This window comes from Streptococcus caledonicus, assembly GCF_042656225.1.
Taxonomy (GTDB): domain Bacteria; phylum Bacillota; class Bacilli; order Lactobacillales; family Streptococcaceae; genus Streptococcus; species Streptococcus caledonicus.
The window spans coordinates 188,466-203,852 of record NZ_JBHSOJ010000015.1 but is presented as its reverse complement, the minus strand read 5'-3'; the positions used below and the strand labels follow the sequence as shown (position 1 = coordinate 203,852).

Sequence of the window (15,387 nt, the reverse complement as noted above, 5' to 3'; positions counted from 1 at the left end):
AGAGCGCAACTGCTATTTAGAGATGGAGGTAGGACTGCTTGCAGTTGCTTGTTGCCAATCGTGTCGTCACCCTGTTCCTAACGCTTGGACAAGCCTTGCAAGGCTATCCGTAACTTGCTTTGCTTCGAACGGCTAGCGCCAAAAAGTTAGAAGAAATCAGACGCAGAAACCGACGGTAAGACTCGGACGTTACTTAGAGAAGAATTTCAAGCTATTAAAGATTTTCCGATAAGCGTAGTGGAGCCTCTATTAGCCAGTTATGCCAATGACTTGGAGTGCGATCAGGTTATTATAAGTGGCTTAATCACAAAGAGACTACATCTGAGGAGACAAATCGAACACTATTAAAAGCCATCAAGGAACTCCATACCAAACGCAAGGGAATTTTAGGCTACCGTCGAATGACGCGAGCTGTCAATCGGAAACTTGGAACAACTTATAATAAGAAGCGAATTCGTCGCTTAATGCGTATCCTTGGTATCTCATCAATTATCCGTCATTCTCGAGGCTATTGCACGAAGACTAGTTTTGTGACTATCGAAGAGAATTTTCTCAATCGAGAGTTCACAGCTCAAGCCCCTAATCAAAAATGGTGTACAGATGTGACTTTCTTACCGTATGGACGAGGTTGTAAAGCTTATTTAAGTGCTATTAAAGACCTATATGATGGTTCTATTCAGTAAGCATAATGACAATCCACTTGTCATGGAGAACCTAAGAAAGGCTATGGAAGCTAATCCAGATGCCACACCAATCATCCACAGCGACAGAGGAAGTCAATCCACTTCACGGGAATACCGGATGGTAACGCCCCAATATCAGATGACACGCTCTATGTCACGAGTTGGTAAATGCATTGACAATGCGCCAATTGAGAGTTTCTTTGGTCATTTTAAGACGGAGTGTTATGACTTGAAGGCTTACAAGACATTTGAGGAATTAGTTTATGATATTGATGACTATATCTATTTTTACAATAACGAACGATTTCAAGAGAAGCACAACGGCCTTGCCCCTCTTGAATTGAGGGACAAGGCCGTTGCTTAATCTCTTATTATTTCATTGTCCACTTGACAGGGAGCAGTTCATATCTCAACCTTCTCTTGTTGATAGTAATAACAGATAGACGCAATGGTTGATTGGAAATCTGCAACTAGACACTTCTTTATTTTCAAGTGTCCACCTAAAATATCCACTGGATTATTCTCGCTCGTTCGTTTTCAAGCTCAAACCTAAAATAGTCCACCTGACTATTTTAGTACCACGAGATCATTAGCTGCTATCCTATATAAATGAGATGAACATTGTTCGTCTCATTTCCAACCTCCAAACATTTCGGAGACACTTGGAGATGTGCGGATGTGGAAGTGAAACTGTCCAGTGGACACCTTCATCCTGAGCTTAGAAATAAAATATCGAAGGGGAGTAAAGACTTCGATATCATGACTTCTGCTACTCCCTTTTTACTTTTCATCAATAACTAAGCGGACTTTCTTGCCTGAGGTTGGCACCGAATAAACAATAGCTCTAATCGCTGTAATCGTACGTCCTTTTTTACCAATAACACGCCCAATATCTTGTGGGTCTAAACTTAGATGATATTCCAAAAATTCTGGAGTATCTTCAATTTTAATAGTTAAATTATCTGGTTGTGAAATCAAAGGTTTCACAATAGCGATAATGAGGTTTTCGATGGTATCCATAGGCTCTTGTCACTCACTTATTATTTTGAAAATTTTTGTTCGTGGAATTTCTTCATAACACCAGCTTTTGAAAGGATGTTACGAACTGTATCAGATGGTTGTGCACCTTTAGCCAACCAGTCAAGAACACGGTCTTCTTTAACTGTGATTTGGTTTTCTTCAACAAGTGGATTGTAAGTACCAACAGTTTCGATGAAACGACCATCACGGGGTGCACGTGAATCTGCAACATTAATACGGTAGAAAGGTTTTTTCTTAGAACCCATACGAGTTAAACGGATTTTTACTGCCATTTTATATAAAGTCTCTTTTCTTTTTTATTATGGTCAATAGCAGAGCTACTAACTTACTCTAACTAGTATATCACATAAAAAAGAGATGTCAAGAAAAAAACTTGACACCTCTTAAAATTTTTAAAATATTTTTTCTAGCCACTGTCCACCATAAATCCAAAAATAACTATAAGTTACAATGGAAATTGGTTTACATATCAGAATAATTCTAAGAAATTTGTAGTAAGGCATACTAGATAGACCAGTTACCATTACCATAATGTCTGCTGGTGCCATAGGCGATAACATATTTAAGATGAAAAATCGTTCGTAAGTTTTTGAACTGAGATGTTTCTCATACTTCAATAGATGTTTCTCATTAACAAACAACAAAATAAAGGGACGGCCGTATTCTTTGACTAAACAAAATAAAATGATGGAGCCTAGCGATAAGCTGATATAGTTCAGAAATAGTCCCCACCAAAAGTCAAATGCCATAAATCCAATAACTGTTGTCACACCTCCTGGAATAATAGGTACAACAACTTGAATCACTTGAATCAGAAAAAAGCAAAGACTACCAATAATCATGTGATCTTTTATCAGATTCGCAAGTGCATCTGGGTTTTCAAAAATCTTCAAACCTCTGACAAGATAGCCAACTAACACAACCGATAGAACAACCGCTATAATACCAATAATCTTAAAAATTTTCTGATAGCGATAGTAACGCTTTGGATCAATTTCTTTACTCATAACGTAGAGCCTCAATTGGATCTAATTTACTTGCTTTATTGGCAGGTAACAATCCAAAAATAATACCAATTGCAGCAGAGAAAGCTATTGCAACTCCCGCAACATCAAGTGACACAGAAGCATTTGGTAATTGCAAAGCATTTCCCATAGCACCTACAGCTAAATAAGCCAGACAAAGTCCGATAAAACCTCCTAAAACAGTCAAGACAACTGCCTCAATCAAGAATTGAGTAAGAATTTTTCCACGTGTTGCACCCAGAGCCTTACGAAGACCAATTTCTCGAGTCCTTTCAGTAACAGAGACCAACATAATATTCATCACCCCAATGCCACCTACCAATAATGAAATTCCAGCAATAGACCCAATAACTGTTGTCATAATACCAAATTGTGTATTAATTTCGTTAAGAATCTCCGTAGTATCCGCAACAGTGTATTCACCATCCTTAACCTGAGAAAGACGTGTTAAGTAAGCACCAGCTTTTTTTCCTAACTCTTGACTAAGTGTCACATCATTAACATGAAAATAAATCATATCATTTTCAGGAGCACCAAATTCATAGGCAACTTGAGTATTAGTCATAACTGCTAATCCTGTAAGTCCATACATTCCTACTACATTGACATCAGTTTTAAAAACTCCTACAACCAAGTAATCTTTATTGTCTAGATTAACAACTTTGTTCAAAGCATTATTGTATTTTCCCTTACCAAACAATTCATCAGCCATCACTGTATCCAACATGATAATGCGAGAAAAGTTTTGATAGTCAGTTTCTTTGAAGGCACGTCCTGCAATAATATCATATTCCTTGATTTTAAAATAATCAGCGCTTACACCAGTTACCTGAGCATTCTTTATCGTCTTCTTCCCATAATAGATACTGCCACCTGTATTATTCGTTGTATAATAGGCCGAAATACCATGAATATTATCAACAATCTCCTGTAACCATTCATCTTTAATCGGAGTATTAGCCATTGTAGTACCACCATAAAAGGCAGCATATGGGTTTTCCTCTTCCCCTTTGGGTTGATAATAGAGCTGAACGATCTTTTTATCACCTGTAAAACTGTCAGTCACACTGGTTTTCATTGCATTTCCAAGCCCCATGATAATAACAACAGCAGCAACACCGATAATAATTCCTAACATGGTTAAAATGGACCGCATTTTATGGCTAAGGACAGAGCTAATTGCAAATTTCCAATTTTCCATAACTCCTCCTAATCTATTCTAACACTTTCAGTAGTGTCTGCAGTAATTTCACCATCACGAATGACTATTTTTCGTGTAGCATAATCAGCAATTTCAGGCTCGTGAGTAACCATAATGATAGTTTTGCCTTCACGATTCAGCTGTGTTAAAAGATCCATTATCTGCTTTCCAGTCCTCGTATCAAGTGCTCCTGTAGGTTCATCCGCTAAGATGATGGATGGACTATTGACCAAGGCTCTAGCAATCGCCACACGCTGTTTTTGTCCACCCGAAAGTTCAGATGGTAAATGTTTGCGACGTTCACTCAATTCTACTTTTTCCAGAAAAGCTTGTGCCAATTCGCGACGTTTATTAGCACCTACACCGGCATAAATTAACGGCAATTCAACATTTTCTTGAGCTGTTAGTTTTGATAAGAGAAAGAATTGTTGAAAGACAAAACCAATTTCATCATTTCTAACCTGAGCTAACCTTTTCTCGCCTAACTCCTCAACTGCTGTCCCTGATAAATGATAGGTTCCAGAAGTTGGACGGTCAAGAAGACCGATGATATTCATAAGTGTTGATTTACCAGAACCAGATGGTCCCATAATAGCTACAAATTCACCCTCATAAACAGTCAAATCAATTTCTTTTAAAACTTGTAGCTCTTCCTCACCATTACGATAAGACTTGGTAATACCAGACAAAGACATCAATTCTTTTTGATTACTTGTCACTAGAAGTCACCTCAGTTTCTTCGAAGGTTTTTATGTTCTCTAATTTTTGATTGGGTTTTAAAGAACTGTCAGGATTTACAACAATAGTTTGCCCTGCTGTTACCCCCGATGCTATCTCTTGAGAAACTGCATCAGCATTTCCAACCGCAACTTCTACTTTTGAAACTTTTTTACTTTTATCATTCAAAATCCATACATAGGATTTATCGCCATCTACAACGACAGCAGTTAAGGGTACTAATAAACTTTTCTGGTCATTAACAACCTCAACTGATACCGAAAAACCTTGTTTAAGTTCAGCAATATCACTCGTAATTTCTGCTTTATAGGCGTAACTAGCTCCAGATGATGTGTTGCCTGCTGTACTTGTGGAACTAACGTTTTGAGTAGGATAGTTTGAAATATAAGTAATTTTACCAGCCCATTCTTTGTCTGGATAGACTTTAGATTTCATTTTGACTGTTTGACCCACCTTAATATTAGCTAAGTCATATTCAGTTAAACTACCTTCAACTTGTAATTTCCCTTCACTAGTCACATGTACTAGAACTTGACTTTCTTTAGATGATGGATCAATATTGTTATCAATTTCAACAACGGTTCCTTCGACATCACTGAGTAAAGCCGTTTCATTTAAAGCTGTTTGGGCCTTAGCCACCTGAGCCTCTGCAGAGGCATAAGCTTCATATAAGGTTTGCAGTTGATTTTGATAGTCTGCATTAGCCTGAGCTGTTGGGTTGACTGTGGTAAATTCTCCAGTTTTTTCATCAACCACCGTTGTTGCTTGTGGCACACCATATGTCATTAATTGATTAATATCACGACCAACTTTATTAAGTCCACGAACAGCCTCATCATAAGATGCTTGCGTAATTGTTGTGTCATATTGGACTAGTTGTTGACCTGCTACTACCTTATCTCCGACTGCAACCGTAACTGAAGCGCTTGTTCCCTTACTAGGATCAAAATACACATATTGCTCAGATTGAGCTTTAACAGTTCCAGATAAAAGTGTTGAAGAAGCTAACATTCCCTCATTGACAATTGAGGTTTGATAAGTTTTTTGTTCTTTGGAACCACTACCCACAGTTGAAGCCATATAGGCATAACCACCTGTAACTAGGATAATTAGTCCAGCTATACCACCTCCAATTGTCTTTTTATTCAAAAATCTCTTTTTATCTTTTTTACGTGCCATCATATTTTCCTTTTATGTATTTATTATGTAATACAATGATATCTTTTAAAAGATAACTTGTCAAGTTTTACCTGTATTGATTATACAATGAATACAAGATAATACACTTACAGTTTTGTAAGAAAAAGAGGTTGGGACAATCTGAGGAGACAAATCGAACACTATTAAAAGCTATCAAGGAACTCCATACCAAACGCAAGGGAATTTTAGGATACCGTCGAATGACGCGAGCTATCAATCGGAAACTGGGAACAACTTATAACAAGAAGCGAATTCGTCGCTTAATGCGTATCCTTGGTATCTCATCAATTATCCGTCGTTCTCGAGACTATTGCACGAAGACTAGTTTTGTGACTATCGAAGAGAATCTTCTCAATCGAGAGTTCACAGCTCAAGCCCCTAATCAAAAATGGTGTACAGATGTGACTTTCTTACCGTATGGACAAGGTTGTAAAGCTTATTTAAGTGCTATTAAAGACCTTTATGATGGTTCTATCGTGGCTTACCATATCAGTAAGCATAATGACAATCCTCTTGTCATGGAGAACCTAAGAAAGGCTATCAGATGACACGCTCTATGTCACGAGTTGGAAAATGCATTGACAATGCACCAATTGAGAGTTTCTTTGGTCACTTTAAGACGGAGTGTTATGACTTGAAGGCTTACAAGACATTTGAGGAATTAGTTTATGATATTGATGACTATATCTATTTTTACAATAACGAACGATTTCAAGAGAAGCACAACGGCCTTGCCCCTCTTGAATTGAGGGACAAGGCCGTTGCTTAATCTTTTATTATTTCATTGTCCACTTGACAGGGAGCGGTTCAAAAAATATCTCAACCTTCTCTTTTTGATAGTAATAACAGATTGGCTCAGTGGTTGATTGGATGACCGTAACTGGACACTTCTTTCATTTTCAAGTGTCCACCTAAAATAGTCCACTGGACTATTTTAGTACTAAGCAATCGTTAACGGCCATCCTAATCAACTGTGCGAAGGTGGGACGACAAAATCGAAATCGTCTTTTTTGACGATTTAACGATTTTTGTCCGACTCTCTATTTTGCATATTTTTGGCAGGTTAGTATCAACTACTTTACCCAAAGAAGGCTAAAAGTGCACCCGCAGCAATGGCAGAGCCAATCACGCCTGCCACATTTGGTCCCATGGCATGCATCAAAAGGAAATTACTGGAATCTTCCTCTTGACCAACTTTTTGAACCACACGCGCAGCCATTGGAACCGCAGAAACACCCGCAGCACCAATCATTGGATTGATTTTTTTACCAGACAATCGGTACATCACTTTTCCGAAAAGTACACCACCGGCTGTACCAATAGAAAAGGCTAACAGTCCAAGAGCAATAATTTTCAACGTTGTTACAGACAAAAATAGCTCTGCATTTGCCTTAGCACCAACTGTTAAACCAAGGATAATCGTCACACAATACATGAGCGTATTTTGTAAATTATCAACAATCTTTGGAACAATCTTAATCTCACGAACCAAGTTACCTAACATTAGACATCCTACTAAAGTTGTCGCACTAGGGACCATCAGACTAACAAAAATCGTAACGACGATTGGGAAGATAATTTTTTCCGTTTGTGAAACCGGACGTGCTTGAACCATCTTCGTTTTACGTTCTTCTTCCGTTGTCAGAGCTCGAATAATCGGCGGCTGAATAATTGGTACCAAAGCCATATAAGAATAAGCTGCTAAGGCAATGGTGGCAAGTAAATCTGGTGCCAAACGTGTTGTCACATAAATAGCGGTCGGTCCATCAGCTCCACCAATAATACCTACAGAAGCTGCTTCTTGGGGAGTCATGCCAAGTACAATTGCGAAGAAGAATGCTGCAAAAATACCAAGTTGCGCTGCGCCACCAAGTAAAATGGTTTTAGGGTTTGCAATTAGCGGTCCAAAATCTGTTGAAGCGCCCAGACACAAGAAAATAAGTGGAGGGTAAATTCCAAGGTGAGTTCCTTGATAAAGGTAGTATAAGAGCCCTCCAGGATTACCACCTTCTGGATGGGCCATTAGACCTCCAAGTGGTAGATTGACCAAGAGAATACCAAAAGCAATCGGAACCATCAAATAAGGTTCATACTCTTTTTTTATTCCTAAATAGAGAAAGACTAAAGCCAGAGCTATCATAACCATGTGTTGCCAAGTCATGTTAGCAAATCCAGAGGTTTCAATCATTTGATTGATTACTTCTAACATAGGCGCCTCCTAAAATGCTAAGAGCGCTTGGTCTGATTCAACCGCTTGATTTGGCGTCACCAATACTTGAGACACTGTTGCATCAGCTGGAGCGAGGATTTCATTCTCCATCTTCATCGCTTCCAAAATAGCAACCACCTCACCTTTTTTAACAGCTTGCCCTGCTTGCACTTTAATGGCCAAAACAGTTCCTGCCATCGGTGCCTTGAGGACATCTCCAGTTGTAGCGACTGGTGCAGGTGAAGGTTCTGCCTTCGGAGCTGGACTAGATGTTGCTACCGTCTCTCCTTCCGCTAACTCACGTAATGTTACCTCGTAGATTTGACCATTTACCGTTACTTCATATTTCATCTAAATTATCCTTTCTTTTACCACATGTCATTTAAAGCCACTTACTTCTTGACAACATTTGCCACTTCAAAACGTTTACCGTTTTCCTTTTTAGAAGCAAAAGCTAGCGCTGTCAAAACAGCAACCTTAGCCAGCTCATCTTCTTCTACCAAAGCAAGACCCGTTTGTGCTGGCACTGCTGCCACAGGTAACTGAACTGCTTGAGTAGACTGTTTCGCAATGGGTGCTTGTTTTCCTAAAATCTTACTAGTTAACTGCATCATTAACATGATTCCTAGTAAGCAGATAAATACCAGTCCCATCGAAACCACCGTTACCTGTAAAATATCAATCAGTGAATAAGTCATCTTTCCTCCTTATCGCACATATCCTGTCACACGAATCACTTCGTCGTTAGGAGCGTATTTTTTTGTTAAAAAGTCCTTGGCAACATTTGGGAAAAGGGCATAAATCAGTACATCTTCGTCAGATTTAGCCAACTCACCAATTTCCTCACGGAGTTTATCAAACTCTGGTTCTAAGCGATCTGCAGGACGCCCTGTATAAATCTCAGCATCCCCAATAATTGATTTAGCAAACTCTGGATCAACTGGAACAGGAGATTTTCCATATTCTCCTATTAGGTACTGTTTCACCTCTTTTGAAACCATCTTATAGCGCTCACCAAGTATAATATTCATAGCTGCCTGAGTCCCTACAATTTGGCTCATAGGAGTAACCAATGGCGGATAGCCCATATCTTTTCTAACTTTTGGAACTTCGGATAATACTTGGTCAAGTTTACTTTCAGCACCAGCTTGCTTCAGTTGTGATAACATATTTGATAGCATGCCACCAGGAACTTGATAAATTAAAGTTCTAGGATCTGCAAAAAGAAGGGTTGGACTCATCGTGCCATTATCGAGGTACTTCTGACGAACCGACCTCATATAAACAGCAATTTCTTCCATCAGTTTTTCATCTAGAGAAACATCATATCCCTCATCTTTAAGTGCAAGATAAAGCGACTCCGTCGCAGGTTGAGAAGTTCCTCCTGAAAATGGCGATAGAGCAGTGTCAATGCGATCGACACCTGCTTCAACAGCTGCGTGGTAAGTCATCTCAGAAATACCACTAGTCGCATGAGTGTGGAGGATAATTGGAAGATTTGTTACTAATTTCATTCCAGAAATTAGAGCTTTAGCATCCCTAGGTGTCAACACACCTGCCATATCCTTGATACAAATCGAATCTGTTCCCATAGCCACCATCTGTTTGGTCAACTCTATATAATAGTCAACGGTATGAACCGGACTAGTTGTATAAGAAATGCAGAGCTGAGCCTCTTTACCAGTTCGTTTAACAGCATCCAAAGCTCGCTGTAAATTTCTGGTGTCATTGAGGGCATCAAAAATTCGAAAAACATCAATCCCATTTTCAGCAGATAGCTCCACAAACTTATCCACTACATCATCTGAGTAATGACGGTACCCTAAGAGATTTTGTCCTCTAAGCAACATCTGAAGTTTGGTATTGGGAAGATGTTTCTTTAGAGTGCGTAATCTTTCCCAAGGATCTTCATTTAAAAAACGCAAGCAGGCATCAAAAGTTGCACCTCCCCAACATTCCAAAGAATAGTATCCTACCTTGTCTAATGAGGACAAGATAGGTAGCATATCCTCTATGGACATACGCGTCGCCATCAAACTCTGATGAGCATCCCGCAATAAAGTTTCTGTAATCTCAACTGATCGCATAGAAACTCCTTTCTAGTTATCATTGATTTGAAGTCATCTCTAATTATATCACAAATAAAAGAAAACGATTACATTTTTTGAAAATAAAATGAAAAGAACCGAATTCTCGATTCCTCATTCTCATCTTAAAAGAGCATTGAAATAAGAGTAAAAATGGCAAAACCAGCCTGTTTTAAAGATAATGCTTTTATCGCTTGTTAGCCCCCATAGATTACTACTAGAACAATGTCTATCATCAAAAGCGCCAGCCATTGTTTGCTTGGAAAAATGAAAAGCACTACCAAAATTAACACGCCAATCAATCCATTATAGACACCTTAATTTTTAAAAAACGTGTTGACAATTGGACGTACAAGTTCTTCTTCAGACATTTCGAACACACGTGATGTGGATTGAGAGCTCGTTGCAAGTGTCTCAAGATAAAAAATATAGAAAAACTCTCTAGAAACAAGAATCCCAAAAGTGATTGTAAAAATTGGCATAAGACCTCCAATAGTCTTTTAACTACTCAAATAAGTTTTTATACTCCCAATAACCCTTTTCTTCTAATTCATCATAAGGAATAAATTGCAAAGCTGCTGAGTTGATGCAATATCGTAAACCACCTTTTTCCATCGGTCCGTCGTTAAAGACATGACCAAGATGAGAGTTAGCTCCACGGCTCCGCACCTCAATACGGCGCATGTTATAAGAAAGATCATCATGATTGGTAACCATTCGATTTTCAATCGGCTTAGTAAAAGCAGGCCAACCACATCCTGAATTATATTTATCTAATGAAGAAAACAGTGGTTCTCCACTGACCACATCAACATATATACCTTTTTCAAAAAACTCATCGTACTGGCCTGTAAAAGCACGCTCAGTACCTGCATTTTGTGTTATTTCATAAGCTAAATCGCCAATACGTTGACGTAATTCTTCTTGTGTTTCAGTCATTTTTTCACCTCAGATAAGTTGTATGAAATGATTTATATTCTAGACTTTTTAACTTTTAGTGTCAAGGTACAAGCATTTTTGATTACAAAATACTAACCATAAACAAAAGGCGGAATAAGCAAATCATCCCAACCTTTTTGATTATTCATTCTCATTTTCTGTATTCCCAACAATCGGTGATGAGGTTTCACTGACACTAGGATCCGTATTACCTGACTCCGGAGTTGTCTGAGGAGAATTAGCATAGCTAGTTTCCAATCCCTGATGGTCAGTATTTTCTAATCCTAGTGTCCCAGAAGAATTATCACTACTATTTTGATTATCTTGTGGAATAAAGATTTCCGTTGTCGCTTCACTAGGTGTAGGCTCTTGTAAACGTGCTTCCAGTCCGCCTCTGACCTTATTGATACGTGCTTGTAACCTCTCTTGAAGTTCCTTATCTGTTATCTTATCAACCGCTTCTTGAGCAGAAATAAGATTTTCAACTAAAATCGTTTTTTCAAGATGATTAACTGCTTCTTCCGCTTGATTGTTGAGCTTTTCATTTGCTTGCTTTGTAGCCAAATAATCCCTTACCACATCAATACGTTTCTGAAGACCTGTCTTTGCATCACTATCTTTTAATTGATCCAAAGCTTTTTGGGCCTCTGTGATATTCTCATCAGTCATATCATGTTCAAGTCTTTTAATAGCCTCTTCCACATCAGATAGTTGTTTATTAGATGTCTGACTAACTCTTTTTTCAATGACAATTCGTTGCGATTCAATTTGCAGATGATGATAATGAAAAAGAGCTAATATTGCTAATATTAAAGATAGAATCCCTATAGCCGACAAAACATGCTTTTTCTTATTATCCACACCATCTCTCCCAATCGTCTTCCTCGTTCTATTCTACCATTTCGTAGTTTTTCTGACAATTGATTTGCTAATACTTCTTTACTCTCCTAAAATACTAGCAATTTTGGTGTTGATTAAATCAATAGCAACAACATTTGTCACTCCCTCTGGAATCACGATATCGGCATAACGCTTGGTTGGCTCAATAAATTGGTGATACATTGGCTTAACGACGCTAGTGTATTGCTCAATAATGCTATCCAAGCTACGTCCACGCTCAACCATATCACGTTTGATACGACGGATAATCCTAATATCATCATCTGTATCCACAAAAATTTTGATGTCCATTAAATCACGTAAACGCTCGTCTTCCATGACGAGAATACCTTCAATGATAAAAACGTCTTGCGGTTCTTGACGATAGGTTTTATCACTACGTGTGTGTTGTGTATAATCATACACAGGGATATCAACTGGTCGCCCTGCAATAAGCTCTTTGAGCTGTTCAATCATAAAGTCAGTATCAAAAGCCAGAGGGTGATCATAATTAGTTTTAACACGTTCTTCAAAAGTCAAATGATCTTGATTCTTGTAATAAGAATCATGTTCAATCATAGCAATTTTTTCATCTGGAAAATTCGCTAAAATAGCATGTGAAACACTTGTTTTACCCCCACCAGAACCACCAGTGACACCAATTATAATAGGTTTTTTACGCATTGTGATAGACACAGAGAAATTAACCGGATACCTTCCTAATTGCTCTGCCCTTCCTTTCCTCAATTTCTAAAATTTACATTCTCACTATTTTACCATATTTCGTGCTATAATGGAAAAGAAGAATTGTAAAGGACTAAAATATGTATCAAAATTTCCCAACTATTTGGCAAGAAAAGTTCAACTCACTTGGCTTTTCAGAACCTACACCTATTCAAGAACAAGCTTTTGAACCTATTTTTTCTGGTGAAAACCTTCTGGGCATCAGTCCAACAGGTACTGGTAAAACTTTGGCCTATCTCTTACCAGCCCTTCAAAAGCTGGCACCTAAAAAATCACAACAGCTCCTTATTCTAGCTCCCAATACAGAATTGGCAGGACAAATCTTTGAAGTAACTAAAGAATGGGCAGAACCTATTGGTTTAACAGCTCAGCTTTTTTTATCAGGATCAAGTCAAAAACGTCAAATTGAGCGTCTCAAAAAAGGTCCTGAAATCCTTATCGGAACTCCCGGACGAATTTTTGAGTTGATTAAACTCAAAAAAATCAAGATGATGAATGTGAATACTATCATCCTAGATGAGTTTGACGAACTTCTAAGTGATAGCCAATACCATTTTGTCAAAAATATCACGACTCATGTTCCTCGTGACCATCAGATGGTTTATATTTCTGCAACAAATAAGGTCGATACTGCTCATTTGGTAGAGAATACTGTAATTTTAGACCTTTCTAATCAGACATTAGACACCATTAGCCACTTCTATATACCAGTTGATAAGCGTGACCGCTTAGAGCTACTACGTAAGTTTTCAAATATTCCAGATTTTCGAGGATTGGTTTTCTTTAATAGCCTATCTGATTTAGGAGCAGCCGAAGAGCGCCTTCAATTCGCTGGAAGCTCTGCTATTTCCTTAGCCAGTGATGTGAACGTCAAATTCCGTAAGGTTATTTTAGAAAAATTCAAAAATCACGATATCTCCTTACTACTTGGAACTGATTTAGTTGCTCGTGGTATTGATATTGACAATCTTGAAATTGTTATTAATTTTGAAGTTCCGAGAGATAAAGAGGCCTATACTCACCGTTCTGGGCGTACGGGACGCATGGGAAAAACAGGAAGTGTCATTACCTTTGTAACTCACCCTGAGGACTTAAAAAAATTGAAAAAATTTGCAAAAGCAACAGAAGTCTACCTCAAAAATCAACAGCTACATCGAAAATAAAAAGCTACCGATTCCTTTGTAAACACTATGCCACAGATGAGCTAGCGTGAATTTACCACACTCAAATAGAGATTTTATAATAGATTTGATTTTCTTTTCTACTCAATTTAAAATCAAAATATGGACAAGATTCTAGTCTTATAGACAATATTTAGATTTTATTTCGTAATTCTTTACTATCACTTATCCTAATGTAGTGTGAGCCGCTCCGATCATTTCATACCATACTATATAAGATTCACATTTTTAGATTTTGATTTTTATGTGCATAATAAACGAGGAAAGAAAAAGAAAGTATTATAAAAGAACTTTTTCTTCAAACTACAAAGAGTCGGAGACAGAACTCTGAACAATAAAACCGAAAACGAACAAAGATTATCTCCTATACATCAAAGAGCATCTTTGTTCGTTTTTATATACAATTTATTAGAAAATAAGATTGAATAGTATCATTTTTCTAAACTAAAAGTCTTTTTGTCTCAAACTCTTTTTTTCATCTTATGTCTTCGGAGGCTAAAAAAATCCGGTACTGGATCCTCTCCTCCCTTTGTAAAAGGATGGCACCTTAGGATACGAGCTAAGCCCATAAAAACACCTTTTACGCCATGCTTTTCGATTGCTTCAATCATATAATTAGAGCAAGTCGGACTATAGCGACAAGAAGGGGGAAAAACAGGCGATAGGAAGCGTTGATACCATCTTACTGGAATTATTAGGAATTTTTTCATTTTGATTTTGTCATGGCAGCATTATAGAGCTGACTAATTTCTTTCTTATTGAGACGACGAGCCTCACCCGGACGAAGACCTGTTAAATCCAAGGTACCAAATTGTGTTCGAGAGAGTTTGTCTACAAGAAGCCCACAGGATTCAAACATTTTCTTAACTTGATGATTGCGCCCTTCATGGATAGTCAATTCAACAACCGAACGATTTTTATCAGGCTCTACCTTGATGATATGATAACGCGCAGGCTTTGTTTTCTTTCCATCAATCACAACACCACGTGTTAGCGGACGAAGATTTTCCTTAGTAGCTATGCCTTTAACACGCGCCAAATAAACCTTATCAATCTCATTTCGTGGGTGAATCATCTTATCGGTAAAATCACCATCATTGGTCAAAATCAAAACACCAGATGTATCCCAGTCCAGCCGACCAACAGGATAAATACGTTCCTTAACCTGTGGCAATAAATCAAGGACTGTTTTTCTCCCCTTGTCATCACTAACACTTGAAATAACTCCTTTGGGCTTATATAGAAGGTAATAGACCTTTTCTTCATTGTAGATAGGTGTTCCTTCTACTTCAACCTTATCACCAGCTTTAACCATAGTTGCCAGCTCACGGACAACTGTTCCGTTAATTGTAACAAGACCAGCTTTAATTAATTCTTCCGCCTTACGACGACTGGCAACACCAGCATGGGCAATATATTTATTAATACGCATATTATATTTGAGAGGAATCCCCCTCCCT

Annotated in this window: 16 protein-coding genes and 3 pseudogenes; 3 read left to right on the top strand and 16 right to left on the bottom strand. The window is 38.1% G+C overall.

What is annotated here, in order from left to right:
* Positions 1–139: 139 nt before the first annotated feature.
* Positions 140–1,047 (top strand): annotated as a pseudogene (locus tag ACFPQ3_RS02830) (IS3 family transposase); the annotation flags it as partial.
* Between the two features lie 416 nt (positions 1,048–1,463).
* On the opposite strand, the gene ACFPQ3_RS02825 reads toward ACFPQ3_RS02830, so the two are convergent.
* The 6 genes from ACFPQ3_RS02825 to ACFPQ3_RS02800 form a co-directional block, all read right to left on the bottom strand.
* A complete protein-coding gene (locus ACFPQ3_RS02825; protein ID WP_156806512.1) occupies positions 1,464–1,703 on the bottom strand; it encodes a KH domain-containing protein in 240 nt (79 codons plus the stop codon).
* Between the two features lie 20 nt (positions 1,704–1,723).
* Positions 1,724–1,996 (bottom strand): 30S ribosomal protein S16, encoded by a 273-nt coding sequence (rpsP, locus tag ACFPQ3_RS02820; protein ID WP_027974556.1) that lies wholly within the window; start codon positions 1,994–1,996, stop codon positions 1,724–1,726.
* A gap of 120 nt (positions 1,997–2,116) precedes the next feature.
* Positions 2,117–2,731, bottom strand: coding sequence for a TVP38/TMEM64 family protein (locus ACFPQ3_RS02815; protein WP_156806511.1), 615 nt, complete (start codon positions 2,729–2,731; stop codon positions 2,117–2,119).
* Positions 2,724–3,950, bottom strand: coding sequence for an ABC transporter permease (locus ACFPQ3_RS02810; RefSeq protein WP_156806510.1), 1,227 nt, complete (start codon positions 3,948–3,950; stop codon positions 2,724–2,726). The genes ACFPQ3_RS02815 and ACFPQ3_RS02810 overlap by 8 nt, the downstream gene beginning before the upstream one ends.
* A gap of 8 nt (positions 3,951–3,958) precedes the next feature.
* Positions 3,959–4,669, bottom strand: coding sequence for an ABC transporter ATP-binding protein (locus ACFPQ3_RS02805; RefSeq protein WP_156806509.1), 711 nt, complete (start codon positions 4,667–4,669; stop codon positions 3,959–3,961).
* Positions 4,659–5,867, bottom strand: coding sequence for an efflux RND transporter periplasmic adaptor subunit (locus ACFPQ3_RS02800; RefSeq protein WP_156806508.1), 1,209 nt, complete (start codon positions 5,865–5,867; stop codon positions 4,659–4,661). The genes ACFPQ3_RS02805 and ACFPQ3_RS02800 overlap by 11 nt, the downstream gene beginning before the upstream one ends.
* A gap of 83 nt (positions 5,868–5,950) precedes the next feature.
* Between ACFPQ3_RS02800 and ACFPQ3_RS02795 the strand changes: the two are divergent.
* A pseudogene (locus ACFPQ3_RS02795) lies at positions 5,951–6,657 on the top strand (IS3 family transposase); the annotation flags it as partial.
* Between the two features lie 309 nt (positions 6,658–6,966).
* Here the strand turns inward: ACFPQ3_RS02795 and ACFPQ3_RS02790 are convergent.
* The 8 genes and pseudogenes from ACFPQ3_RS02790 to udk all read right to left on the bottom strand — a co-directional run bounded on the left by ACFPQ3_RS02790 (position 6,967) and on the right by udk (position 12,686).
* Entirely contained in the window at positions 6,967–8,097 is a 1,131-nt protein-coding gene (locus ACFPQ3_RS02790) for a sodium ion-translocating decarboxylase subunit beta (protein WP_156806507.1), read from the bottom strand.
* Positions 8,098–8,106: 9 nt separating this feature from the next.
* Positions 8,107–8,448, bottom strand: coding sequence for a biotin/lipoyl-containing protein (locus tag ACFPQ3_RS02785; protein WP_156806506.1), 342 nt, complete (start codon positions 8,446–8,448; stop codon positions 8,107–8,109).
* Between the two features lie 41 nt (positions 8,449–8,489).
* The gene (locus tag ACFPQ3_RS02780) at positions 8,490–8,795 is read right to left on the bottom strand and encodes an OadG family protein (RefSeq protein ID WP_156806505.1); all 306 of its coding nucleotides are present in this window, start codon (positions 8,793–8,795) and stop codon (positions 8,490–8,492) included.
* A 9-nt stretch (positions 8,796–8,804) separates the two neighbouring features.
* The gene (locus ACFPQ3_RS02775; protein WP_156806504.1) at positions 8,805–10,184 is read right to left on the bottom strand and encodes an oxaloacetate decarboxylase subunit alpha; all 1,380 of its coding nucleotides are present in this window, start codon (positions 10,182–10,184) and stop codon (positions 8,805–8,807) included.
* 125 nt (positions 10,185–10,309) lie between these two features.
* A pseudogene (locus ACFPQ3_RS02770) lies at positions 10,310–10,666 on the bottom strand (DUF1304 domain-containing protein).
* Positions 10,667–10,688: 22 nt separating this feature from the next.
* Positions 10,689–11,123: a peptide-methionine (R)-S-oxide reductase MsrB gene (msrB, locus tag ACFPQ3_RS02765; RefSeq protein ID WP_156806503.1), complete on the bottom strand. Its 435-nt coding sequence runs from the start codon at positions 11,121–11,123 to the stop codon at positions 10,689–10,691.
* 141 nt (positions 11,124–11,264) lie between these two features.
* Positions 11,265–11,984: a hypothetical protein gene (locus tag ACFPQ3_RS02760; protein WP_156806502.1), complete on the bottom strand. Its 720-nt coding sequence runs from the start codon at positions 11,982–11,984 to the stop codon at positions 11,265–11,267.
* Positions 11,985–12,062: 78 nt separating this feature from the next.
* Positions 12,063–12,686 carry a uridine kinase gene (gene udk, locus ACFPQ3_RS02755; RefSeq protein WP_156806501.1) on the bottom strand — a complete coding sequence of 208 codons (624 nt, stop codon included), beginning with the start codon at positions 12,684–12,686 and terminating at the stop codon, positions 12,063–12,065.
* 140 nt (positions 12,687–12,826) lie between these two features.
* On the opposite strand from udk, the gene ACFPQ3_RS02750 reads away from it, so the two are divergent.
* Complete coding sequence (locus ACFPQ3_RS02750; RefSeq protein WP_156806500.1) at positions 12,827–13,909, top strand: DEAD/DEAH box helicase; 1,083 nt, start codon at positions 12,827–12,829, stop codon at positions 13,907–13,909.
* Positions 13,910–14,388: 479 nt separating this feature from the next.
* Here the strand turns inward: ACFPQ3_RS02750 and yidD are convergent, their stop codons facing one another.
* Positions 14,389–14,637: a membrane protein insertion efficiency factor YidD gene (gene yidD / locus ACFPQ3_RS02745; RefSeq protein ID WP_156806499.1), complete on the bottom strand. Its 249-nt coding sequence runs from the start codon at positions 14,635–14,637 to the stop codon at positions 14,389–14,391.
* Complete coding sequence (locus ACFPQ3_RS02740) at positions 14,634–15,359, bottom strand: pseudouridine synthase (protein WP_156806498.1); 726 nt, start codon at positions 15,357–15,359, stop codon at positions 14,634–14,636. Before ACFPQ3_RS02740 ends, yidD begins: the two co-directional genes overlap by 4 nt.
* Positions 15,360–15,387 lie beyond the last annotated feature (28 nt).